General features: G+C 36.1%; 28 protein-coding genes and 1 pseudogene. All 29 read left to right on the plus strand.

The features are described 5' to 3' along the window. Nucleotides 1-130: 130 nt before the first annotated feature. The 29 genes and pseudogenes from ACOMA9_RS01345 to ACOMA9_RS01485 all read left to right on the plus strand — a co-directional run bounded on the left by ACOMA9_RS01345 (nt 131) and on the right by ACOMA9_RS01485 (nt 24,450). Nucleotides 131-769, plus strand: coding sequence for a peptidylprolyl isomerase (locus ACOMA9_RS01345; protein ID WP_371507341.1), 639 nt, complete (start codon nt 131-133; stop codon nt 767-769). 38 nt (nt 770-807) lie between these two features. Then, entirely contained in the window at nt 808-1,896 is a 1,089-nt protein-coding gene (locus ACOMA9_RS01350) for a DNA primase (RefSeq protein WP_421424410.1), read from the plus strand. Between the two features lie 54 nt (nt 1,897-1,950). Then, nucleotides 1,951-2,178: a DUF5965 family protein gene (locus tag ACOMA9_RS01355; RefSeq protein WP_007520115.1), complete on the plus strand. Its 228-nt coding sequence runs from the start codon at nt 1,951-1,953 to the stop codon at nt 2,176-2,178. Continuing rightward, entirely contained in the window at nt 2,175-2,564 is a 390-nt protein-coding gene (locus tag ACOMA9_RS01360; protein WP_058669452.1) for a DUF5945 family protein, read from the plus strand. Before ACOMA9_RS01355 ends, ACOMA9_RS01360 begins: the two co-directional genes overlap by 4 nt. A gap of 43 nt (nt 2,565-2,607) precedes the next feature. Next, nucleotides 2,608-2,895, plus strand: a complete 288-nt coding sequence (locus ACOMA9_RS01365; RefSeq protein ID WP_421424411.1) for a hypothetical protein — start codon at nt 2,608-2,610, stop codon at nt 2,893-2,895. Nucleotides 2,896-2,964: 69 nt separating this feature from the next. Further along, entirely contained in the window at nt 2,965-3,441 is a 477-nt protein-coding gene (pezA, locus tag ACOMA9_RS01370; protein WP_003024006.1) for a type II toxin-antitoxin system antitoxin PezA, read from the plus strand. Continuing rightward, nucleotides 3,441-4,229: a type II toxin-antitoxin system toxin PezT gene (pezT, locus tag ACOMA9_RS01375; RefSeq protein ID WP_421424413.1), complete on the plus strand. Its 789-nt coding sequence runs from the start codon at nt 3,441-3,443 to the stop codon at nt 4,227-4,229. The genes pezA and pezT overlap by 1 nt, the downstream gene beginning before the upstream one ends. 102 nt (nt 4,230-4,331) lie before the next feature. Next, on the plus strand, nt 4,332-5,354 hold the full coding sequence (locus ACOMA9_RS01380) for a nucleotidyltransferase domain-containing protein (RefSeq protein WP_150867728.1): 1,023 nt from the start codon (nt 4,332-4,334) through the stop codon (nt 5,352-5,354). Between the two features lie 8 nt (nt 5,355-5,362). Further along, complete coding sequence (locus ACOMA9_RS01385; RefSeq protein ID WP_421424415.1) at nt 5,363-7,129, plus strand: ThiF family adenylyltransferase; 1,767 nt, start codon at nt 5,363-5,365, stop codon at nt 7,127-7,129. Continuing rightward, nucleotides 7,107-7,571 (plus strand): Mov34/MPN/PAD-1 family protein, encoded by a 465-nt coding sequence (locus ACOMA9_RS01390; protein ID WP_041791155.1) that lies wholly within the window; start codon nt 7,107-7,109, stop codon nt 7,569-7,571. The genes ACOMA9_RS01385 and ACOMA9_RS01390 overlap by 23 nt, the downstream gene beginning before the upstream one ends. Nucleotides 7,572-7,577: 6 nt before the next feature. Then, nucleotides 7,578-8,432, plus strand: coding sequence for a hypothetical protein (locus ACOMA9_RS01395; protein ID WP_003036855.1), 855 nt, complete (start codon nt 7,578-7,580; stop codon nt 8,430-8,432). 391 nt (nt 8,433-8,823) lie between these two features. After that, nucleotides 8,824-9,183 carry an SAG1252 family conjugative relaxosome accessory protein gene (locus ACOMA9_RS01400; protein ID WP_150867729.1) on the plus strand — a complete coding sequence of 120 codons (360 nt, stop codon included), beginning with the start codon at nt 8,824-8,826 and terminating at the stop codon, nt 9,181-9,183. A gap of 9 nt (nt 9,184-9,192) precedes the next feature. Then, the gene (locus tag ACOMA9_RS01405) at nt 9,193-9,558 is read left to right on the plus strand and encodes a MobC family plasmid mobilization relaxosome protein (RefSeq protein WP_150867730.1); all 366 of its coding nucleotides are present in this window, start codon (nt 9,193-9,195) and stop codon (nt 9,556-9,558) included. Then, on the plus strand, nt 9,545-11,422 hold the full coding sequence (locus ACOMA9_RS01410) for an SAG1250 family conjugative relaxase (RefSeq protein WP_150867731.1): 1,878 nt from the start codon (nt 9,545-9,547) through the stop codon (nt 11,420-11,422). The genes ACOMA9_RS01405 and ACOMA9_RS01410 overlap by 14 nt, the downstream gene beginning before the upstream one ends. 161 nt (nt 11,423-11,583) lie before the next feature. Next, complete coding sequence (locus ACOMA9_RS01415) at nt 11,584-12,339, plus strand: DeoR/GlpR family DNA-binding transcription regulator (RefSeq protein ID WP_024052547.1); 756 nt, start codon at nt 11,584-11,586, stop codon at nt 12,337-12,339. Between the two features lie 199 nt (nt 12,340-12,538). Then, nucleotides 12,539-12,964 carry a galactose-6-phosphate isomerase subunit LacA gene (gene lacA / locus ACOMA9_RS01420; protein ID WP_191620833.1) on the plus strand — a complete coding sequence of 142 codons (426 nt, stop codon included), beginning with the start codon at nt 12,539-12,541 and terminating at the stop codon, nt 12,962-12,964. 18 nt (nt 12,965-12,982) lie between these two features. Then, nucleotides 12,983-13,498 (plus strand): galactose-6-phosphate isomerase subunit LacB, encoded by a 516-nt coding sequence (lacB, locus tag ACOMA9_RS01425; RefSeq protein ID WP_024052545.1) that lies wholly within the window; start codon nt 12,983-12,985, stop codon nt 13,496-13,498. Between the two features lie 12 nt (nt 13,499-13,510). Further along, nucleotides 13,511-14,440, plus strand: coding sequence for a tagatose-6-phosphate kinase (locus ACOMA9_RS01430; RefSeq protein ID WP_024052544.1), 930 nt, complete (start codon nt 13,511-13,513; stop codon nt 14,438-14,440). A 3-nt stretch (nt 14,441-14,443) separates the two neighbouring features. Continuing rightward, nucleotides 14,444-15,424 carry a tagatose-bisphosphate aldolase gene (gene lacD, locus ACOMA9_RS01435; RefSeq protein WP_150867733.1) on the plus strand — a complete coding sequence of 327 codons (981 nt, stop codon included), beginning with the start codon at nt 14,444-14,446 and terminating at the stop codon, nt 15,422-15,424. 391 nt (nt 15,425-15,815) lie between these two features. Continuing rightward, on the plus strand, nt 15,816-16,649 hold the full coding sequence (locus tag ACOMA9_RS01440; protein ID WP_049512063.1) for a PRD domain-containing protein: 834 nt from the start codon (nt 15,816-15,818) through the stop codon (nt 16,647-16,649). Between the two features lie 20 nt (nt 16,650-16,669). After that, complete coding sequence (locus tag ACOMA9_RS01445) at nt 16,670-16,987, plus strand: PTS lactose/cellobiose transporter subunit IIA (protein WP_002894735.1); 318 nt, start codon at nt 16,670-16,672, stop codon at nt 16,985-16,987. Next, a complete protein-coding gene (locus ACOMA9_RS01450; RefSeq protein WP_024052540.1) occupies nt 16,987-18,693 on the plus strand; it encodes a lactose-specific PTS transporter subunit EIIC in 1,707 nt (568 codons plus the stop codon). Before ACOMA9_RS01445 ends, ACOMA9_RS01450 begins: the two co-directional genes overlap by 1 nt. Before the next feature lie 95 nt (nt 18,694-18,788). Then, a complete protein-coding gene (gene lacG / locus ACOMA9_RS01455; RefSeq protein ID WP_150867734.1) occupies nt 18,789-20,195 on the plus strand; it encodes a 6-phospho-beta-galactosidase in 1,407 nt (468 codons plus the stop codon). Between the two features lie 96 nt (nt 20,196-20,291). Then, nucleotides 20,292-21,185: an aldose 1-epimerase family protein gene (locus ACOMA9_RS01460; protein WP_150867735.1), complete on the plus strand. Its 894-nt coding sequence runs from the start codon at nt 20,292-20,294 to the stop codon at nt 21,183-21,185. 224 nt (nt 21,186-21,409) lie between these two features. Then, nucleotides 21,410-21,631: a helix-turn-helix domain-containing protein gene (locus ACOMA9_RS01465; RefSeq protein WP_150867736.1), complete on the plus strand. Its 222-nt coding sequence runs from the start codon at nt 21,410-21,412 to the stop codon at nt 21,629-21,631. Nucleotides 21,632-21,907: 276 nt separating this feature from the next. Next, nucleotides 21,908-22,036: an SHOCT domain-containing protein gene (locus tag ACOMA9_RS01470; RefSeq protein ID WP_306665188.1), complete on the plus strand. Its 129-nt coding sequence runs from the start codon at nt 21,908-21,910 to the stop codon at nt 22,034-22,036. Nucleotides 22,037-22,091: 55 nt separating this feature from the next. Next, on the plus strand, nt 22,092-23,873 hold the full coding sequence (locus ACOMA9_RS01475) for a recombinase family protein (protein ID WP_421424423.1): 1,782 nt from the start codon (nt 22,092-22,094) through the stop codon (nt 23,871-23,873). Further along, nucleotides 23,833-24,150 (plus strand): annotated as a pseudogene (locus ACOMA9_RS01480) (23S rRNA (uracil(1939)-C(5))-methyltransferase RlmD); the annotation flags it as partial. The gene ACOMA9_RS01475 and the pseudogene ACOMA9_RS01480, both read left to right, overlap by 41 nt. Nucleotides 24,151-24,168: 18 nt before the next feature. Further along, nucleotides 24,169-24,450, plus strand: coding sequence for a CD1845 family protein (locus ACOMA9_RS01485; protein ID WP_006526032.1), 282 nt, complete (start codon nt 24,169-24,171; stop codon nt 24,448-24,450). Nucleotides 24,451-24,476 lie beyond the last annotated feature (26 nt).

A 24,476-nucleotide genomic window follows, 5' to 3' on the forward strand; every position in this document is an offset into this window, starting at 1 on the left:
TCTCCTACCGATAACAATTTATTATCACTAGTATATCATAAATTATAATGATTCTTACGATATTTTTGTGATAACTTTTCCAAGGCAATCTTGTTATGATGTTGCTATCTTGTGAAAAAAGGAGAAAGCCATGTTAAATAAAGTAAAGGCTAGATTTCTGATTGGAGTAGGAGGTTTAGTCGCAGTAAGTTTTATGGCCATGATTGGCTATACGATTGGCTCACAATCCGTTTCAAAGCAAACTGAGCATCAAATACGAGCAGAAGCAAATAAACTTGTGACAAAGGAAAAGCAGGAAGAAAAAGCAACAGTCTTATCAGATGAGTTTGTCAAAGAATTTCTCACTCAATACTACACTAAGGAAAGGCTTGGCGAGAACAACAATCGTATCAAGCCCTATATGACGGATTCTGCTTATAAGGAAGAAGTGGCTCGCCAAGAGGATTCCATCAATCAGGTCTATAAGGACTATATTTTGGATTACCGCTTTGAAACCGCTCATATCTATGTTAATACGGAAACCAATGAAGCTCTCGCAGAAGTATCCTATCAAGTGACCTATGTATCTGATTTGAGTAAGCAGCAACAACGAACTACTCAGACAGAAACTAAGACGATTAAGTTGTCCTACTCCAAGGTTTCAGACAAGCTCCTGGTTAATCATCTAACCATTTGTAATGGAAAACTAGAGAACTTAAAAGAAGCTACTGATGGGGCTAACTCTAGTATTCCAAACATTCAAGGAGATACCACACATGAGACAAACTAGCAGGAGAGATTCTTCTGCTTTTTTGATAGGGAGATGAGATGACAATAATTAAAGCAGTAAAACAAAAGTCCATTTTAGATGTGGCTGAGAGTCTGGGTTATTCCTTTAGACGTTTATCAGGACAAGTTTATGAACACCCAGAACATGATTCCTTTCGGATTTTTGCTGATACCAATACTTTCAAATGGTTTTCAAGAGATATACAAGGAGATGTGATTGACTTTGTTCAGTTAGTGGCAGGTGTTTCTTTTAAAGAAGTCGTGTCCTATCTTGAAACTGGAGATTTTAAACAGGCTAAAACGATAGAAGAAACTTATCGCCCTTTTCGTTATTATTTGCCTGAAGAAACTTTTCAGCAAGCAAGAACTTACTTGACCCGGGTTCGTGGATTAAGTGATGATGTTATTAATGCCTTCGGTAGAAAAGGAATCTTGGCTCAAGCATGTTACCAGACAAAGACCTTTCAGGAATCTATCCTTGTCTTTAAGAGCTACAACCACCATGGTCAGCTAGAAGGAGCAAGCCTTCAAGGTCTCGTCAAAAATGAACAAAGACATGATCGAGGATACTTGAAGAAAATCATGAAGGGGTCTCATGGTCATGTGGGTATTAGTTTTGATGTTGGCAAACCTAATCGACTCATCTTTTGTGAATCGGTTATTGATATGATGAGCTATTATAAGCTTCATCAAAAGCAGCTATCAGATGTTCGCCTGGTTTCAATGGAAGGCTTAAAACTTTCAGTGATTACATACCAAGTCTTGCGTCTAGCAGCAGAGGAACAAGGGAAACTAGATTTTTTAGACATCGTCACACCTAATCGGTTAACCAACTACCTATATGCCATCAAAGATACGACACTCTATTTTAATGAACACCCTGAAATGATAACATTGGCAGTTGATAATGATGAAGCCGGGAGAGACTTTTGTCAGAAATTGTCAGAGAAAGGTATTCCAATCGTTCAAGAATTGCCACCATTACAGGGATTTGAAACCAAGTCAGACTGGAATGATTTGGTGAAACAACAAAGGGAAATTTCTTTAGGGGAAGTTATCCAATCAGTCCAAGCACAAGTCATTAGGAATCATCCTCCACCTAAACGAGAGACTGTTTTAGAATTGTGATAACAAAATCAAGAGTCTTGTCATAAGCTAGAGTGTGACAAGGAGGAATGTTTTATGAGTGTGATTGAACGTCTGGCTGAAAAAGTGGCTAGACAAGAAGAAAAAGTCTCGCGAGAGACGGAAAAATTGGAAAACTATCGTGACCAACTTCAAACAGTTATGTACAGTACCTTTATCAAACGGCAACAATCTAGTCATTTATCCTTTCATGAAGCTTTAGAACAGGCCTTTGGTAAAGAAGCCCCACTCCACCCAAATGATAGAAATGAGGATACAGAATGAGTAAATCATGGAATTTTGATCAGCCACTAGACGATGCGACACCAACATCTTCAAATGAAGAGCGAGCTAAAATCGCAGCACTCTTCCATAAAAAGGATGATCAGCCAAATGAAGAAGTGGATTATGTGGCTGCTTTTGAAAAGCAAAAAAAGAATCCAGAAGCTAAAGTAGAATCAAAGACTGAAGAAAAAGATAAGCAAAGTCAGTCGCTGAAAGTAAATATCACTAGTGACTACAAACAACATTTGGCGAATACAATTGCACAAAACAACAATGACATTTCAGCTTGTCAAAAGCAAATTGAAGAACTCCATCAGCTGATTGATGAAAAGAAGATTCAAAATAAAAAGCTACAGGCTATTTCCGCAGCTATTGATGACCTATAAGCGAGAGCAGTCCAGCTGGACTGCTTTTTATAAGGAGAAAAATATGCGATTATTCAGAAAGAAAACTCATAACCAGAATAGCTTTAAACGTCTCATTCATCGCTTATCAGGGATGTCTGAAGCCGAATTATTTAAGGTAGACCAATTACTAGATGTTGTCTTTGATTCAAAAACTCAGACCACTAGAGCAGAAGAAACCATCTCAAAACCTATACCAAGGGAACGAACTTTAGATGAAACCATTACTGATGCCAAGAACAAACTTAATTCAGAGCAACTGGCGAAACGGATTGAAGAATTTAAGCAGGTAAAGAAGCCGAAGAACGGATAATGCACCAATTTTGGTGCATTATCCGTTCTTTGTGGTATAATAAGAGTAAATACAAGGAGGAAACAGTATATGATTGGAGATAATATTAAGTCCTTACGAAAAACTCATGATTTAACCCAGCCAGAATTCGCAAAAATTGTTGGGATTTCACGCAATAGCCTAAGTCGATATGAAAATGGAACTAGTTCTGTTTCAACAGAACTCATCGACCGAATTTGTCAGAAATTTAATGTTTCATACGTTGATATTGTAGGGGAGGACAAAATGCTAACACCCCTTGAAGATTATCAATTGACCTTAAAAGTAGAAGTGATAAAAGAACGTGGAGCGGCCATTTTATCCCAACTCTATCGCTACCAAGATAGTCAAGATATTGCTTTTGATGACGAAACCAATCCTTGGATTTTGATGAGTGATGATTTGGCTGAATTGATCCATACAAAGATTTACCTTGTTGATACTTTCGATGAAATAGAGCGTTATAATGGCTATTTAGACGGTATAGAGCGGATGTTAGACACGGTGTATCATCGGGTGGTGGCTTGATGAGACTGGAAGAATTTAGTGAGGATGAATTTCAGAAAGCCTTACAGCGAACGATTCGAGCTCTAACTCTAACTCGTGGAAAGACGATTCCAGACCAACCGAAAGCCATTTTGCTTGGTGGGCAAAGCGGAGCAGGAAAGACGACCATCCATCGAATTAAGCAAAAAGAATTTCAAGGGAATATCATTATCATTGACGGTGATAGCTATCGTTCTCAGCACCTAAATTACTTAGCTCTGCAAGAAAAGTATGGTAAAGATAGTGTGGATTATACAAAGGGATTTGCAGGAAAAATGGTAGAGCATCTAGTTGATGAACTCAGCACACAAGGCTATCATTTGTTGATTGAAGGGACTTTGCGAACCACTCAAGTCCCACGGCAGACTGCTCAATTACTACGAAAAAAAGGCTACCATATTTCTTTGGCTGTGATTGGCACCAAACCAGAACTTTCCTATCTCAGTACCTTGATTTGTTATGAGGAACTTTACACAATAAATCCTAATCAGGCCAGAGCAACCCCTAAAGAACATCATGATGGTATTGTAGAGCATTTGGTTGATAACCTAAGAGAGTTAGAAAACGATAAACTCTTTGACCGCATTCAAATTTACCAAAGAGATAGGACTTGTATTTACGATTCTGAAACGGATGAGATTTCCGCAGCAACAGTTCTTCAAGAATGCCTTTTCGGAAAATGGAGTAAGGTTGAGGAGGAGATGTTGAAAGTGGGACAGGAACGGTTGAGAGATTTGTGTTGGAAGAACGGTAGTAGTGGTATCTTCTAAAATCATATTTAGATTAGATAATTAATTGGAAATTCAAGAAATGGTCGTAGAAAGTGATATAATAAAAGTTAGATATAACAAAATAATTTAAGGAGAAAATTTATGGCTACTTTGCAGTCACAGTTTATTAAATTTCACGATACTATTAAGCTAGATGCTGATGATAAAAAGGTTTTAATCGAAAAACGTAAAGAGGTTGAAGAAATAATTAATAATGGCGTTTCAGAATTTGAAAAAAGCTTTTTCAACCAAGGAAGCTACTCAACTTACACAGGTATTTTGCCAATCGATGAAGGAGATTATGATTTAGATAGAGGTTTAAAAATCGATGTTGATAGACACTCGAATTCTCCTAAAGAGGTAAAGAAATTTATTTTTGATGCACTGGCCTCCGAATTTGGTGAAAATAGAGTCAAAGTAAAAAATCCATGTGTGACAGTATCATTTCCTGAAGATAATGTTCACATTGATATAGCGGTATATTGTACTGAAAATGATAACTATTTTTTAGCCAGAGGAAAACTTAATAGTACTGACGAAAACATTAAATGGGAGGAAGCAGACCCTGTAGAATTAACGAAAAAAATTAATAATGCTATGGAGAACTCCGAAGACAGAAACCAATTTCGAAGAGTAATTCGTTACTTAAAAAGATGGAAAGATCTCAAATTTAAAAATCAAGATAATAGACCGACAGGCATTGGGATTTCAGTTTTTGCTATCAATAATTTTTCTGTAAGCAAAAAAGTAGACTATTTATCTGGAAACACTACTTATGATGATATTTCAGCTTTAAGAAATTTAGTAAATACTATGATTAATTCATTTTCGGATACATATGATGTTGATAGAAACTTATTTTATCCGAGATTAGAGGTTTTCTTACCGGTTAAGCCATATACTGATGTATATGAAAGGGTATCAAATATACAAATGGAAGCCTTTAAGAATAAATTAGAAAAATTAAGAGCTTCACTAGATGAGGCAATAGATTCTACTGATTTAAGTGAGTCTACAAAAATATTGAGTAAACAGTTTGGAGACGATTTTCCTATTATTGAACAAAAAGAGACAGCAGAAAACTTTGGAACTCGGGCTATAATCAGTGATTATCCAAGTGCTTAGAGGCGTGTATGTTAGAAAAAAAAGAAATATTCCAGATGTACTTTGATGAAATACCTTCAGAGAGCTCGGAGTTCGAAGATAAGGAATGCTATTTTTATCAATATAAAAAATTTACCTTAAAAATTATCGTTTCTAATGACTTTCCTCATTCGCTTCCTGAAGTCTATCTTTCAAATTATATGGATTTTAATAAATGGTATAGCCATGTCGGTTCCGAAGGGAAATTGTGCTACATTTCAGATGATAATCTAATTTGGGACTTTAACAATCCAAGTGGATTATTGAAAGATTGCTGTGAAAAAGTAAAGGAATTACTGGATAGTTGGGATACACCAAAAATGACTGAAGAGCTCAGGAAAGAGTTTCTGTCATATTGGTATATCAGTTGTTTGAAGTCAAAAATAAAATATATAGATATTCGAAGTTATTTATCCAGGGTTAGTACATTTGAGAAACATGAATTAGTCTTGTCGAATCAGAAATTCCATCTTTTTAATTATGGTTCACAACTCAAAGGGAGTGTTGCGCCACATTCTAAAAAAAGCAGAGATGTTTATATACTTCCACTTAAAGATTCGAATTCTGTGATTCCTCCTAATCCCCTGAATGAACTAACAGAAGCAACGTTTAAGAAAATGATCACAGGAAATCTATCTTCGGGTGTTAGACGCCGCTTCCAAAAGTGGTGTAAAACGAAACGAAAGTCATTCACATTAATTTTATCACTTCCTATATCTGATAATGATTATATTTTGTTTGGTGCGAGCTTTGAGTTTAGTACTTCCAAATTTCCATTTAAATTTGATAATAAGGTGCAACAAAAAAATAAAAATAGAAAAAACATTGATTCTAAGGCAAAAAAATCAAAAGGTGGAAGTTGCAAAATCACTCCAGTATACATTACAAGATTCGATAAGGAGTATAGAGTGAGTAGGACATCCCAAGAATATGGTTTCCTGAATAAAAAAGTAGTCATTATTGGACTTGGATCTGTAGGATCATTTATTGCAAACAACTTATCTAAAATGGGGATAGCGAAACTTCTTTTAATTGATCCTGATTTTTTAACGGCAGATAACATTTCAAGGCATTACTTAGGCATGGATAGTTTAAATGACAATATTCAGAAAGTAGACGCTCTAGAAGATAGACTGAAAAAAGAAAATCCAGATTTAGAAATCGAATGTGAGGGTATTAGATTTCAAGAAATAGTTCAGAAGAATCCAAATTTATTTCATGAATATGATTTTATTTTTTCTTGTGTCGGTGATACTAAAACAAATTTTGAAATTAATCATTTTTTCAGAAAGATTGGAAAGACGGTATTATTTTGTTGGTTAGATCCATATGGGGTTGGGTATCATAACCTGCTAATTTCTCCACAAAATAATGGATGCTATATGTGTATGAATTATGAAGATGGACATCTTGTTAATAATAGGGCTTCTTTTGCAGAGAAAAATCAAATATTTGAAAAGCGTCTAGCTAGCTGCTATTCTTCATTTATTCCATATAATGTTATTGCGCCTAGTTCATTGGCAAATAAAGCTATTGAAGTATATTTACAGTACTTGGGTGGGGAGTTTTCTGCTGAAAATAGATTGATATCAGTAATTGGTTCAGATAAACAGTTTGGAAAAGAAGGATTTACTTATAGTGTTCGATACTACAATTGTTTAAAAAATAATGATTTATTAAATGTTGCTTTAAGAACAAATACTTCTTGTCCAGAGTGTAATGGAGAGTATAAAGTTGATATATATAAGTCTGAATAATAAGTCCCAAATTGTAATACCATCTGATATTTTTAATTCATTACTAGAATTTAGGCAACTGGGTTCGGAACCTGAAGCAGGCGGTATCTTTGTTGGTAAGAGACTTTTAAATAATTCGATACTTATTATAAATTTTTCAGGACCACAGGATAATGATGTAAGAAGCAGATACAAATTTTCAAAAACTTCTCCAAACCACCAGAAATTTGCAGATGATTATTTTGGTAAAAGCTCAGGTTTTATAAGTTTAATTGGAGAATGGCATACCCATCCTGAAGATATACCTACTGCATCTTATGTTGACATTGAATCATGGGAAAAAATTATCTCAGATAATGATGACAGATTATTCTTTTTGATAGTTGGACTTCGGGCTGGTAGATTCTACTTTAGGGAATCAAATAAGTGGCAATCCACTCTAATCTATTTTAAGGATGTATAGATACGTATGAATCGAAAAAATAAATTATTTAAGAAATGCTTTTTTTGGTCTCAAAAATTTTATTTACCATTAGTATTAATTTTTATATTTCCAATTCTTATTTGTTATTTGATTGGGAAGAGTTTAACCCTAGTTGAAGTTGAAAAGATATCAAATACCAATTTTTTTACAAGAGCTATTTTTGAAATAACTCCTGATAATTCTACCGCTACTTATATAGTTCTTTATTTATTAATCTCTACTTCATTACTAATGATTTTTAGAAAAAACAATGCGGAACGAACATTTAATGATGGTCATTCTGTATATCTTCATAACTGTTATAAAAGACTGTGGATCGCAGCAAATATATTAGGCTATCGAAAGTTACAACTTATAGGTGTCTCAATACCAATGCAGTTTGAACTTATTATTAATGGATTTTTTTCAGAATTTATCTCTGAATCATCAGTTGTTCAATATGATGAATTTCAAGGAGAAATTATTGTTGAGTATCCAATTGAAAACAAGAAGAATAAGGTTGTCAATTTATTAGTATGTGATACATATGATATTCCTTTAGAAAAATTAGCAGCTGACTATTTGGAAAATACAACAGTAAAAATTTCATCGCAACGAAAGTATAGTGGTAACAGATATAATAATCCTCAATTAGTTAGTACAGTTAGAGAAGAGGTACAAAAAATAGTTAACACCTATAATGAGGTTAATCTATTTATGACAACAAATCCTTTAAATACACAAAGAATTGTAGGAAAGTCATTTTTAACATTAGATAGATCAGGTTTTGATAAAGTTTCGGTGATACAGATGGATGAAACCCAAATTTATAAAGATCCATTTGTAATATACGAAAATTAAATGGATGCCAATGGATGAGGATTATAACATTCTTCTTAGCATTCGACTGCATATTATTTCTCTGAGAGCTGTTTGGCTCTTTTTTCTTACCTTTATTTCTATGATGTGATACCTTTTCCAAATCATCCTTGTTATCCTAATATCATTCCTAAGAAAATCAAACCTCAATATTTCATTGGGGGTTTGGGGGCGGAGCCACCAAGTTATCTTATCGTTAGCTGTCAAAACTGTAAGGTTTTGATCAGCTGGCGATATGATTTTTGGGATATTGTGGACACAATATCTGAGCTCGCAAAGACCTAACAAGAAACGAGTGAGAGCTTTAGAAATTCTCCGTATGTATTACGGGGGCGGGTTAAACCCGAGAAATGATAAAAGTGAGGGAACTGAGATGGTTGAACAATATCGAGATGTCCGAAAAGAGGTCAATCTAACTGCGGAGGAGCTGGAACAAATTGAAAAACTGATGAATCAATCAAATTATAGGCATTTTTCTCCTTTTGTAAGGGATAAATTATTGGCCTATGATGAAGAAAAGTTAGCTATAAAAGCTTGGTTTTCACTGTGGCAATTGCAAAAGCTAGAACAAATTAGCCGTGATGTTTATGAAGTATTGGTTATAGCCAAAGTAAGTAATCAAGTGACTCAAGACCATGTTTTACTTCTTTTAAATTGTGTTCAGGAACTGATTAAAGACGTGAGCCGAACTCATCAACTCAGTCCAGAGTTTTGTGACAAGTATTTGGGTTAGGAGGGTGCTATGGAGCATCGTTATCGAACGAACTTGAAAAAAGTTTTTCTGACTGACTCGGAATTGAACCAACTAAATAATCATCTTTCTAAGAGTAGATGTAAAACTTTTTCTGAATATGCTAGAAAAGTTTTGCTTAACCCTAATATGAACTTCCTCACGATTGATACGGCAATTTATCAAGACTTGATTTTTGAACTCAAGCGTATTGGAAATAATGTCAATCAAATTGCGCATGCAGTTAATCAAAGTCACATTATTTCTTATGAACAGTTTCAAGAGTTGCGTCAAGGAATGGCAGAGCTTGTATCAGAGGTGGAAAAAGATTTTCAAATTAAGGTAGAGAAATTAAAGGAGTTTTATGGTAGTCACTAAACATTTTGCGACTCATGGAGAAAAATATCGCAGACGATTGATTAAATATATCCTCAATCCTGACAAGACAAACAATTTAAAGTTAGTATCTGATTTTGGTATGAGCAATTACTTAGACTTTCCAATTTATGAAGAAACAGTGGAGATGTACAATACTAATTTTCTGAATAACGATGCTCTCTATAATTTCCGAAATGATCGTCAAGAAAAGCGCCAACAAAAGATTCATGCCCATCATTTGATACAGTCTTTTTCTCCTGATGATAACTTATCTCCAGAAGAAGTCAATCGCATAGGATATGAAACAATTCAAGAATTAACTGGTGGGCAGTTTCGATTTATTGTAGCAACTCACACTGATCACTCGCATCTTCATAACCATATAGTAATAAACTCTGTTGATATCAACTCATACAAGAAACTTAAGTGGGACTATGCTCAGGAAAGAAATTTTCGTATGATTTCTGATCGCATTTCTAAAATAGCTGGAGCAAAAATTATTGAGAATCGTTATTCACATCGTGATTATGAGGTCTATAAAAAATCGAACCACAAGTTTGAACTGAAACAACGCCTTTATTTTTTGATGCAGCAGTCTGATTCTTTTGAGGACTTTTTGAAAAAAGCAGAGCAGCTTCATGTTAAAATAGACTTTACTCGCAGGTATAGTCGTTTTTTGATGACAGATAGAGATATGAAGCGGATTATTCGTGGAAACAAACTTAGCAAACGGGATTTGTATGATGAAGAGTTCTTCAGAACCTATTTTGCCAAACAAGACATTGAAAACCGATTGGAATTTTTGCTTGAGAAAACAAATTCTATAGAAGAATTACTTTCAAAAGCTAGAGAACTAAATCTTACCATAGACTTCAAACGGAAAAATGTGAACTTTACCCTAGAAGAAGATGGACAAAGAATCAGTTTAAATCATAAAAAAATAAGTGATAAGAAACTCTATGATGTTCAATTTTTTCAAAGTTATTTTGAAGAGAGAAAAATAATAACGTTAGAAGAACAGGGGAATTTACAAGAACAATATCATAACTTTAAGGAAGAGCGGAAACAGGAAAAGGTTAATCTTGATGAGACTGAATCAGCTTATGAGAAATTTAAGAAGAATCGAGATGCTGTACATGAATTTGAGGTTGAATTAGCAGAAGATCAAATTGAGAAGTTGGTTGATGAAGGAATATACATCAAAGTTTCTTTTGGAATAAGACAAAATGGTATCATCTTTATTCCTAACTACCAGCTAGATACCATAGAAGAAGAGGAGTTTAAAAAGTATAAAGTCTACATTCGAGAAACCACATCTTACTTTGTCTATAATAAAGAGAGTTCATACAAAGATCGCTACATCAAAGGGCGCACTCTGATAAGACAGCTAACACAGGATAGTCAAAAACTTCCCTATAGGAGACCAACTGTCGCTAATATCCAACAAAAAATTTCTGAGATCAATCTCTTGATTGAGCTGAATACTAGTGATAAGAGTTATCATGAAATTAAGGAAGAGTTTGTAACGGAAATAGCAAAACTAGATATTAGATTACATGAGACACAAGAAAAAATCGCTGCCTTAGATAAGATGGCAGAAGTTTTTATCAATCTAAAAAGTGATAATCAAGAAAGCCGAAAACTAGCTAAATATGATTTTGCAAAATTTAATTTGTCAGAAACTCTCAGCTTGGAAAAAGTGAATCAAGATATCTTTAAACTTCAAAAACAATTAGATAATTATCTAGAAAATTATGAAGATGTAGCAAGGAGATTGGAAAACTTTGTAGAAATCTTGAATAAAGAATATACAGAAGCCTCCAAATTCAAGTATCAAGAATCATTAGATCAACCTGAAATATAGAAATTTTCAGAGGTACTAATGCAAGTCGAAAGTGTTTGAATTAAACATGAAATGTTGAAATGTTAAACAGAAAGAGTTATAATGAATACTAGAATCTTTCTGTATAAAATATCAGAATAAACAATGAACAATTGGTAACAATGTAGATAAGGGGATAAAGGATGAACAAACATCAACGACTGGATGAATTAGTCAAACTAGTTGATAGAGCGGGAACAGTCACTGTTTCTGAGATTATGGACAGTTTGAAAGTTTCTGATATGACGGTGCGGCGTGATTTAACAGAGTTAGAAAGTCAAGGAAAACTGACTCGAATTTTTGGTGGAGCCAAAAGTAATAAATCCCAATTCTATCGTGAACTCCCCCATGAAGAAAAGCTATTAAAGAACATAGAAGAAAAGAAGAAAGTAGCCAAGAAGGCTGTAGAATTAATTAAGGATGGGGACACCATTTTTCTTGGCCCAGGAACTTCTGTCGAGGTTCTTGTTGATGAGATTACGAATGAAAACCTTCGGGTGATTACTAATTGTCTACCAATCTTTAATGATCTACAGAAAAAGAAATCTGATACGTTTAAAGTATTTCTCTTAGGTGGAGAAATGAGAGATGCCACTCAGGCTTTTGTTGGAGAGATGACAAATGCCATTATGGATCGGATGTATTTCTCCAAGATGTTTTTTAGTGGGAATGGAATTAAGAATGGTCAGATTATGACTTCGTCTTTTGAAGAAGCTTACACTCAAAAGCTAGCCCTGGAACGATCCACTGAAAGCTATCTTTTGATAGATTCCTCTAAAATCGGGAAGGAAGATTTCACTTCTATCTGTTCCTTATCAGATATCACCGCTGTAATCACTGATCAATCTTTAGATAAGGTACAAGAAAAGGTAGAGGAGTATACAAAAGTGATTTTATAACTTACTCTGATTATATTGTCTAAAAGCTCTTTTTAGGGCTTTTTTTGTTTGACTTAATCAGATTAATAAAAATATTGATTAAATTAAACAAAAAGTGTTGACAATAAACTGAAAAAGGAGTATATTATGATTATGAAAATCAGATTGTGTTGGTTAAAAACAACAATCTGTTCAAATAAATCAAAAAAGGAGAATGCTCATGGCAATTATTATTGGAGCAGATGCTGCAGGAAGCAAGCTGAAAGATGTGGTCAAAGATTATCTCGTTGGAGAAAGCTTTGAAGTAGTCGATGTGACAAAGGAAGGCCAGGATTTCATTGATGTGACACTAGCGGTTGCCACTGAAGTGAATGAGCAAGAAGATAATCTTGGTATTGTCATTGATGCATACGGAGCAGGTCCGTTCATGGTCGCAACCAAGATTAAAGGAATGGTAGCCGCAGAAGTTTCAGATGAACGCTCTGCTTATATGACTCGCGGCCACAACAACTCTCGTATGATTACGATGGGATCAGAAATTGTTGGTGAAGGCCTTGCTAAGAATATTGCAAAAGGATTCGTCAATGGGAAATATGACGGAGGTCGCCACCAAATCCGTGTTGATATGCTCAACAAGATGTGCTAAGGAGAGAGGAGAATTTAAATGAAAATTGCAATTGGATGTGACCATATCGTAACTAACGAAAAGATGGCTGTTGTTGATTTTTTGAAATCAAAAGGCTATGAAGTTCAAGACTACGGAACATACGACCATGTACGGACTCATTATCCAATCTATGGTAAAAAAGTCGGAGAAGCAGTGGCCAGCAGAAAAGCAGATCTAGGAATCTGTATCTGCGGTACAGGGGTCGGCATTAATAATGCGGTTAACAAGGTTCCGGGAATCCGTTCAGCCCTGGTCCGTGATATGACTTCAGCTCTCTACGCTAAAGAAGAATTAAATGCTAATGTTATCGGGTTTGGTGGCAAGATTACCGGAGAACTTCTCATGTGTGATATCATTGAAGCTTTCATTCATGCAGAATATAAACCAACGGAAGAAAACAAAAAGTTGATTGCAAAAATTGAGCATGTCGAAACTCACAACGCTCATCAAGCTGATGAGAACTTTTTCACAGAATTTTTGGAAAAGTGGGATCGCGGAGAATACCACGATTAGTGAGGTAACCAGATGATTCTTACAGTTACAATGAATCCTTCCATTGATATCTCTTATCCGTTGGAAGAGTTTAAGCTAGACACTGTTAATCGTGTTGCAGAAGTCAGTAAAACAGCTGGCGGAAAAGGTTTAAACGTAACAAGGGTTCTAGCAGAAATTGGCGATCATGTCGCCGCAACAGGATTAATTGGTGGAACAAATGGAAAATTCTTGCTTCAGAATCTCCATCAGAATGTGCAGCAGTCTTTTTATGAAATTTCTGGGGATACCAGGAATTGTATCGCCATTCTGCACGAGGGTAAGCAAACGGAAATCCTGGAAGCTGGGCCAAGAATTTCTGCATCAGAGGCAAATGGCTTCTTGCATCATTTCAAGCACTTGATGGAATCGGCTGATGTAGTCAGCATCTCAGGTAGTTTACCGGCGGGTCTACCAGTTGAGTATTATATTCAGCTTATTGAAATTGCCAATCAATTTGATAATAAAGTCGTCCTGGACTGTTCAGGTGCTGCCTTGGAAGCCGTTTTGAAATCGAATGTAAAGCCAACTGCAATCAAACCAAATAATGAGGAGTTATCCCAATTATTAGGTAGAGAAGTTTCAAAGGATATTGGCGAACTCAAATCTGTTTTGTCTGATCCTTTATTTGAAGGAGTCGAATGGATTATCGTATCACTTGGTGCAGATGGTGCCTTTGCCAAGCACTGGGATACTTTCTACAAGGTAGATATCCCTAAAATTGAAGTAGTCAATCCAGTTGGATCTGGGGACTCGACTGTTGCAGGAATTTCTTCAGCTCTGAGTCATCATGTAGATGATGTCTCTCTATTGAAAAAAGCAAATGTTCTTGGCATGTTAAATGCTCAAGAAAAGATGACTGGACATGTCAATGTTTATCATTATGACGGTCTTTATGAACAAATAAACGTAAAAGAGGTATAAACAATGGTATTAACTGAGCAAAAACGTAAATATATGGAAAAACTTTCTGATGAAAATGGTATCATCTCTGCCCTGGCCTTTGACCAACGTGGAGCCTTGAAACGATTGATGGCTCAATACCAAGAGGCAGAACCAACAGTTGCGCAAATGGAAGAACTGAAAGTTCTGGTAGCTGAAGAACTGACCCCATACGCTTCCTCCATGCTGCTTGATCCAGAATATGGCCTTCCAGCTACAAAAGCCCTGGACAAAAATGCCGGTTTGCTGCTGGCTTATGAAAAAACAGGTTATGACACCTCCAGCACTAAGCGTCTACCGGACTGTCTCGATGTCTGGTCTGCCAAACGTATCAAAGAACAAGGGGCAGATGCAGTCAAGTTCTTGCTTTACTATGACGTAGACAGCTCTGAAGAATTGAACCAGCAAAAACAAGCTTATATTGAACGTGTCGGTTCAGAATGTGTTGCGGAAGACATTCCTTTCTTCCTTGAAATCTTAGCCTATGATGAAACCATTGCGGATGCTTCCAGTGCCGAGTATGCCAAGGTGAAGCCTCGCAAAGTTATTGAAGCCATGAAAGTTTTCTCTGATTCACGTTTCAATATTGATGTTTTGAAGGTTGAAGTACCAGTCAATGTGAAATATGTAGAAGGCTTTGGGGATGGTGAAGTGGTGCATACGAAGGAAGAAGCTGCAGCTTTCTTCAAAGAACAAGATGAAGCAACCAAGCTGCCTTATATCTATCTGAGTGCCGGTGTGTCCGCTAAACTCTTCCAAGAAACACTTGTTTTTGCTCATGAGTCTGGTGCGAATTTCAATGGTGTTCTTTGCGGCCGTGCCACTTGGGCAGGTAGTGTCAAAGACTATATTGAGCAAGGGGAAGAAGCTGCTCGTCAATGGCTTCGTACGACAGGCTTTAAAAACATTGATGAGCTCAATCAAGTGCTTAAGCAAACAGCGACTTCTTGGAAAGAAAGAGTCTAATTCTGCTATTTTATAATGAAATTTTTAACAGCTCTGATTTAAAATAGAAGGGGGAAATAAAAATCCAACGTAAGCGTTTCTGCATAAAATAGAGCTTCTGGAAATTTCCTAAAATAGGATCAGTCATTGGTATCCATTTAGGGAGAGTTATCAATGACTGATTTTCGTTTAAAATCACCAAAAAAAGAAAAAAATGTTTAAAAAGCTCAAAGAAAGGGTTTACAAATTATTAACCTTATGATATACTATAGTCACAAGTTAATAAAAGGTGAATGTTAGTAACTAAGATTACGCATGATCACAGACGAATTAGAGGTAAAAAACTTTCTAAGGGTGTTTGTGGTCATTTTTTATTTTCACAATTCTTGAATATTCAAGTAAGGAGGTTACCATGTATCGGATTCTAAATCCAATGAACCACAATGTCGCTCTTGTCAGAAATGAAAAGGGGGAAGAGTTGGTCATTGTTGGGAAGGGAATCATTTTTGGTAAAAAGAAGGGTGATTTTATCCCAAAAGAAAAGGCTGAGAAAGTCTTTCGGATGAAAACGGAGGAATCGAGAGAAAACTTTGTGAGTCTTCTCAAAGATGTTCCGCTGGATTTCATCACTGTGACCTACGAAGTGATTGACAGTCTTTCAAGGAAGTACAGCTATCCGGTTCAAGATTATATCTATGTCACTTTGACGGACCATATCTACTGTTCTTATCAAGCAGTACAACAGGGACGCTACAAGGACAGCGCTCTTCCAGATGCTAGAGAGAAATATCCAGTTCCTTATAAAATCGCTCAAGAAGCTGTAGCGATTTATCGTGAACGCTTATTAGATACCTTTCCAGACGATGAAATCAATAGAATTGCCTATCACTTTATTAATGCAGAAGGAGATTCTAATTCAGAAGGACAGAACCATCTAGATAAGCGGAAAGAAATTCTAGGTGAGGTCGAAGCCGAGCTAATGAAAAATGGAATTAGAAGAACAACTGATAATAGTAACTTCTATGACCGTTTCATGATTCACCTTAATTACTTCTTAGACTATTTAGATAGGAGTCGGGATGATAATGTGTCACTCCTTGAAATGGAAAGTCAGATAAAGCTGACTTATCCAGAAGCCTATCAAATTGGAAGTACCATTTACGAGATTGTCGCTCAACAAACTGGAGTAGATGTATACAACAGTGAGCGAGTCTACCTTGTTTTACATATTCAACGATTACTTTAACTAAAAAAGGAGGTTCTGTCATGAACAGAGAAGAAGTAACATTACTTGGTTTTGAAATTGTAGCCTATGCAGGCGATGCCCGTTCCAAACTGTTGGAAGCCTTAAAGGCTGCAGAAGCGGGAGATTTTGCTAAGGCAGATGCCTTGGTGGAAGAAGCCAATGGCTGCATCGCTGAAGCTCATCATGCTCAGACCAGTCTCTTGACAAAAGAAGCTGCTGGCGAGGACTTGGCTTACAGTGTGACCATGATGCACGGCCAGGATCACCTAATGACTACTATCTTGCTAAAAGACATGATGCACCATTTGATTGAACTATACAAAAGAGGAGTAAAATAATGAACAAACTCATCGGACTTATTGAGAAAGGGAAGCCTTTCTTTGAGAAGATTTCTCGGAATATCTATCTCCGTGCTATTCGGGATGGCTTTATCGCTGGTATGCCAGTCATCCTCTTTTCATCTATCTTTATCTTGATTGCCTATGTGCCAAATGCTTGGGGCTTCCACTGGTCTAAGGACATTGAAACTTTCCTTATGACTCCTTATAGCTATTCGATGGGGATTCTGGCATTCTTTGTAGGCGGAACAACCGCTAAGGCTCTGACAGACTCTGTCAATCGTGATCTGCCAGCGACAAACCAGATTAACTTCTTGTCTACGATGCTGGCTTCCATGGTCGGCTTCCTCCTGATGGCTGCTGAACCTGCTAAGGAAGGTGGCTTTCTGACTGCCTTTATGGGAACCAAAGGTCTTTTGACAGCTTTCATCGCAGCCTTTGTAACGGTTAATGTCTACAAGGTTTGTGTGAAAAATAATGTCACCATTCGTATGCCAGAAGAAGTTCCACCAAATATTTCCCAAGTATTTAAGGACTTGATTCCATTCACTTTGTCAGTGGTTATCCTTTATGCCTTTGAACTGATTGTTAAAGCATCTCTTGGTGTAACTGTTGCAGAATCTATCGGTACGCTTCTGGCTCCTCTCTTCTCTGCAGCTGATGGTTATCTCGGAATTACCCTTATCTTTGGTGCTTATGCTTTCTTCTGGTTTGTGGGTATCCATGGTCCATCAATCGTTGAACCAGCTATTGCAGCCATTACTTATGCCAATATCGATGCCAACCTGCACTTGATTCAAGCTGGTCAACATGCGGATAAGGTCATCACCTCTGGTACACAAATGTTCATCGTTACCATGGGTGGTACTGGTGCAACCTTGATTGTTCCATTCCTCTTCATGTGGCTCTGTAAATCAGAACGAAACAGGGCTATCGGACGTGCCTCTGTTGTTCCTACCTTCTTTGGAGTTAACGAACCAATCCTCTTTGGAGCTCCTATCGTATTGAATCCAATCTTCTTCATTCCATTCATCTTTGCCCCAATTGCCAATGTCTGGATTTTCAAATTCTTTGTCGATACCTTGAACATGAACTCCTTCTCAGCTAACCTTCCATGGGTAACCCCTGGACCTCTGGGAATTGTTCTTGGTACCAACTTCCAACTCTTGTCATTCGTCCTTGCGGCTCTTCTGGTTGTAGTGGATATTATCATCTACTACCCATTCGTCAAGGTTTATGATGAACAAATTCTGGAAGAAGAACGTTCTGGTAAATCAAACGATGCTCTGAAAGAAAAGGTTGCGGCTAACTTCAATACAGCTAAAGCAGATGCGATTCTTGAAAAAGCAGGTGCTGCAGAAGAAGCTCCAGCTCAAAATAATATTACAGAAGAAACAAATGTCCTTGTTCTTTGTGCTGGTGGTGGGACCAGTGGTCTCTTGGCTAACGCTCTCAATAAAGCGGCAGCCGAGTACAATGTTCCTGTTAAAGCAGCAGCTGGTGGCTACGGAGCTCACCGTGAAATGCTTCCTGAGTTTGACCTTGTTATCCTGGCTCCTCAAGTCGCTTCTAACTTTGAAGATATGAAGGCCGAGACAGATAAATTAGGCATCAAATTAGCTAAGACAGAAGGAGCACAATATATTAAGCTCACTCGTGATGGACAAGGCGCTCTGAAATTTGTTCAGGAACAGTTTGAAGACTAAATCAGTTAGCTTATTTGAGATGAAGCAAAATAAGTACTTTCCCTGTTTCCTTTCCAATGCTTCATCTCAAATACTATTATAAAGAGGAGAAAAAGATGGCAAAAACACTCCCAAAAGATTTTATTTTCGGTGGGGCTACGGCAGCTTATCAGGCTGAAGGAGCTACTCACACAGATGGTAAAGGTCCCGTTGCTTGGGATAAATACTTAGAAGATAATTATTGGTATACGGCAGAACCTGCCAGTGACTTTTATCATAAATATCCAGTTGACCTGGCATTGGCTGAGGAGTACGGTGTGAATGGTATCCGTATTTCGATTGCTTGGTCTCGCATATTCCCAACTGGATATGGTCAAGTCAACCAAAAAGGTGTCGAGTTCTACCACAATTTGTTTGCGGAATGTCATAAACGGCATGTGGAACCATTTGTGACCCTTCATCACTTTGATACTCCGGAAGCCTTGCATTCAAATGGTGATTTTCTCAATCGTGAGAATATCGAACATTTTGTGGACTATGCAGCTTTCTGTTTTGAAGAATTCCCAGAAGTTCGCTATTGGACGACCTTTAATGAGATTGGGCCGATTGGAGACGGCCAGTATCTCGTTGGAAAATTTCCGCCGGGCATCCAATATGACCTAGCCAAGGTCTTCCAATCCCATCACAATATGATGGTCTCTCACGCTCGTGCAGTAAAGCTCTATAAGGATATGGGCTACAAGGGTGAAATCGGAGTTGTTCATGCACTCCCTACCAAGTATCCTCTTGATCCGGAAAATCCGGATGATGTGGTTGCAGCAGAGTTGGAAGACATTATCCATAACAAATTTATCTTGGATGCGACTTATCTGGGATATTATTCCGAAAAAACCATGGCTGGAGTCAATCATATTCTGACTGCCAATGGTGGTACTTTGGATTTACGAGATGAAGATTTTGAAGCACTCGAAGCGGCTAAAGACCTCAATGACTTCCTCGGAATCAACTACTATATGAGTGACTGGATGCAAGCTTTTGATGGCGAGACTGAAATTATTCACAATGGTAAGGGCGAAAAAGGAAGTTCTAAATACCAAATAAAAGGTGTTGGTAGACGGGTTGCTCCAGACTATGTTCCAAGAACAGACTGGGATTGGATTATCTATCCGCAAGGACTCTATGACCAAATCATGCGGGTTAAGAAGGACTATCCAAACTACAAGAAAATCTACATTACGGAAAATGGTCTGGGCTACAAGGATGAGTTTGTAGATAATACTGTCTATGATGATGGACGGATTGACTATGTTAAACAACACTTAGAAGTCTTATCTGATGCCATTGCTGATGGAGCAAATGTCAAAGGTTACTTTATTTGGTCGCTGATGGATGTCTTTTCTTGGTCTAATGGTTATGAAAAACGTTATGGGCTTTTCTATGTGGATTTTGATACGCAAGAACGCTATCCAAAGAAGAGTGCTCACTGGTATAAACAAGTAGCTAAAACACAAATTATTGAGTAGGTTTTAAAGATACTTCTTTATTATAATTTCTAATATAAAACGAGAATGTGAGTCTTTGAACTGATATTCTCGTTTTCTTTTGTTTTGGAGGAAAAAATGGTTATTGAATTAAGAAATAATGAATTAACTGTACAGTTTAAGGAGTTTGGAGGTGCTTTATCATCAATTAAAGATGAAGATGGAATAGAATATCTTTGGCAAGGGAATCCACAATATTGGAGTGGCCAGGCCCCTGTTTTATTCCCCATTTGTGGAAGTGTTCGTGACGATAAAGTTAGTTTTGATTCTGACAACAAAGATATTCTAAGGATTATTCCTAGACACGGTTTAGTTAGAAAAGAAAATTTTTTATTTAGACAGATTGATGAGCAAACGATAGCTTTTACTTTTAAATCCACAGAAGTTACTTTGAAAAATTATCCTTTTAACTTTGGATTAAAAATTATTTATCGCTTACACGAGTCAACGATAACGACTCAATATCAAGTGACGAATACTGAAAATAATAGGATATTACCCTATTTTATTGGAGGACATCCAGGTTTTAATTGCCCGTTAATAGATAGCGATATTTACGAAGATTATTATTTGGAATTTTCTGAAGAAGAGACTTGTAGTATCCCTAAAAGTTTCCCAGAGACAGGGTTGCTTGATTTACAAAATCGTACACCGTTTCTCATGAATGAAAGAAAGATTGATTTAGTACATTCACTGTTTTCTCATGACGCCATTACATTTGACAAACTTAAGTCTCGTAGTGTCAGTTTGAAATCTAAGAAAAGTAATAAAGGACTGAGAGTGGATTTTAAAGATTTTTCTAACTTAATTATTTGGTCAACAACTAATAATGGTCCGTTTATTGCTTTAGAACCATGGAGTGGTTTATCTACTTCACTTGAAGAAAGTGATATTTTTGAAGAGAAACGACAAGTGACATTTGTGGAACCAGGAGAAACAAGTATTAAATCATTCGATATTACAATTTTGTAATCACAAGAAGATCAATATGTCCAGAAAAGTTAAAAACTAGTTTCAAAAAACATGCATCTGTCTTATGAGAAAAGGAAAAATATTATACCATTTTTTGATAGCTAACAGCATTAGAAACCTCAAATGGCATTCAGATAAGGATGATATAAATTTTGCTGTCATAACATGACAATTTCCCAGCTTTTTTCTGAAAGTGACATATACTTTTCTTAGGAGAAAGCTAGATGTACCAACGTATAAGAGATTTGAGGGAAGATCATGATTTCGCTCAAAGATATGTTGCAGAAGTGCTTTCCTTTTCTCATACTAACTATGCAAAAATTGAGAGAGGGGAGGTGGTTTTAACAGCCGATGTTCTTATAAAACTCTCTAAACTCTATAACGTTAGTACAGATTATATTTTAGGACTAACTGATTATCCTCATAAAATCAATTTTAAAAAATAGTCTCTCCTTGATTTGTTCTTTGACAATTGAATAAACCGAGGTGGGACTTTCTTATTTGTTGAGCAGCTTAGTATGATACGCTGGGATATGAGCGGTAATTGTCAGCTATAAAATAGAGTGGTCCTCTATATGCCAAGATTACAAATAAGGACAATGATACTTCTGAACGTTCAGGCTGCCAGCGTAAAAGGACAGCGGGTGAAATGCCCATGAGTGATCTAACCAATCATACCCACGGAGGATTTTATATAGTACAATTTACGAGGAGGGGAGAGTTTGAATCAATCAGCAGTAAAATATAGTATGCAACTATCAATGCTTAACTTTTTATACTCAAAAAATATGCTATCGAAAAATGAGTATGAAAAGATAAAAAACAAACTGCGTATTAAGTACACAAAATAGCTGACCTTTTTGTTTGAACGCGGTAATATAGAATCAAAAAGGAGGAATTTCAGTTATGAAAAAAAATAATGTTGAAATAATAAAGGCTGATTCTTTAGTTAGACGAAGAGGTATCAATGTAGAAAGACATTTAAAAAGGGTTGCTGCGTATTGTCGAGTGAGTTCTGATAGTGAGGATCAAAAAAACAGTTATGAATCTCAAGTAAGACATTACAAAGATTATATCTCTCAGCGTTCAGATTTGGAACTTGCAGATATTTATGCAGATGAAGGAATTTCAGGAACACAAGCAGGAAAGAGACAAGATTTTCAACGTTTAATAACTGATTGTATGAATGGAGAAATCGATTATATTGTCACTAAAGCAATTGCTAGATTTGCAAGAAATACCTTAGATACTTTGAAGTATGTCAGAATGTTAAAGGATATGCAAATTGGAGTATATTTTGAAGAAGAAAATATAGATACCCTCACAATGGATGGAGAACTGCTTCTGACTATTCTGAGCTCCGTTGCACAGCAAGAAGTAGAGAATACTTCTGCCCATGTGAAAAAGGGATTGAAAATGAAGATGCAACGTGGTGAATTGATTGGTTTTCAAGGGTGCTTAGGCTATGACTATGATATAGAAACTAAGAAACTTTCTATAAATAAAGAAGAAGCAATAATAGTTCGTTATATTTTTGAAAGATACTTAGAAGGTATTGGAGGGAAAGTCATAGCAAGGGAACTTGATGAACTAGGTTACAAATCTCCAAGAGGATTAGATCATTGGAATGATACAACAGTCTTAGGAATCATAAAGAATGAAAAATATAAGGGTGATATTCTTATGGGAAAAACTTTTACAGTTGATCCAATAAGCAAGAGACGGTTGAGTAATTTGGGAGAAGAAGATAAGTACTATATCAAAGATAATCATGAAGCAATAATATCTAAAGAAGATTTTGAAAAAGCTCAGGAAATTAGATTGCGTCGAGCAGGAAATAAGAAGACTGCTGCAAATGTAAATGGCAAACGTGAACGCTATTCAAAAATGTATGCTTTTAGTAGCATGTTAGAATGTGGTTTTTGTGGTTCATTATTGTCTAGAAGAAGTTGGCACTGTCGTTCAGATTATCGAAAAGTTGTGTGGCACTGTGTTACTTCGATAAAAAAAGGGAAAAAATATTGTAAACATAGTAAAGGATTAGAGGAGGTAGCTATTGAGGGAGCTTTCATGGAAGCTTACAGACAACTATATCATTCAAACGAAAATATAATGACAGACTTACTTGAAACGATTGAATCTGAATTGAATGACAATAGTCTCAATAAGGAGCTAAAAAAAATTACTAATAAACTTCATGCATTGTTAAAAAAAGAGGAGAATCTTGTAAATTTAAGGCTAGAAGGGGAAATTAGTGATTCTATCTATACCGAAAAATACAATGAGATTTCATCAGAAAAAGAGTATCTTGCTGAAGAAAAAGTAAATATTGAAGCAACTTTAAAATCAGAAATCGATGTAAAGAAGAGACTTACTGAGTTTAAGCAATTACTATCTTCTCAGAAAATACTCACGGAGTTTGATCGTACAGTTTTTGAAAGCATTGTTGAGAAAATTATCGTAGGTGGTGTTAATAGTGATGGAAAAATTGATCCAGCAATGTTAACTATTATTTTCAAAACAGGAGAAACTCAAAATAAGAATGGAAAAAAATTTAAAAGTAAACGCAAAAATGCTAAACTAAAATCAGATAAATTGTGTTCTCAAAACAGTGACGAGAATAAAAAATTGTATTCCCAAGAGATAGACAACACACGTGGAGACGGTAGCGTTATTGTCCAAACTTGATGTCGATAAACATATAGATGTTGAAATTAAGCTTGATGAGCTTGATTTGACAAGTGCTGAAAGTAAAGCGACTTATGCACAAATCAAGAAATATATATTGGAAAAGTTTGATTTAAAGGTTTCGACACTCTATATTGCACAGATTAAAAAGAAATGTGGAATTGCATTGAGGGAGCATTATAATAAATCAAAAAAAGAGAAACAGGTTATTCCACAATGCACACCGGAAAAAGAGGAAGCTATCATGGATGCGTTAAGGCATTTTAAGATGATTTAATAGAAATGGAGGGTATTTATGAGATGGATATTAAAAATAATCTTATTTCCAATTAGATTGCTGTTAAGTATCCTCACTGCATTTCTGACATTCCTGCTCGGCATAGGAACAACTATTCTATATTTCTTGATGCTGATGTGTATCGTTGCTGCAATAGGATCATTTATACAAAAAGATATATCACTTGGAATTGAGGCGTTGGTATTAGGATTTTTGTTAAGTCCTTATGGAATACCGATGGTCGGAGTAGCTGTTATAGCATTCCTTCAGGGAATCAATGAAGCAATAAAATCAATCTAAAAAATTTCATAAAAACGGTTACCAAA

Source organism: Streptococcus atopicus (assembly GCF_049166725.1).
GTDB classification, from domain to species: domain Bacteria; phylum Bacillota; class Bacilli; order Lactobacillales; family Streptococcaceae; genus Streptococcus; species Streptococcus hominis.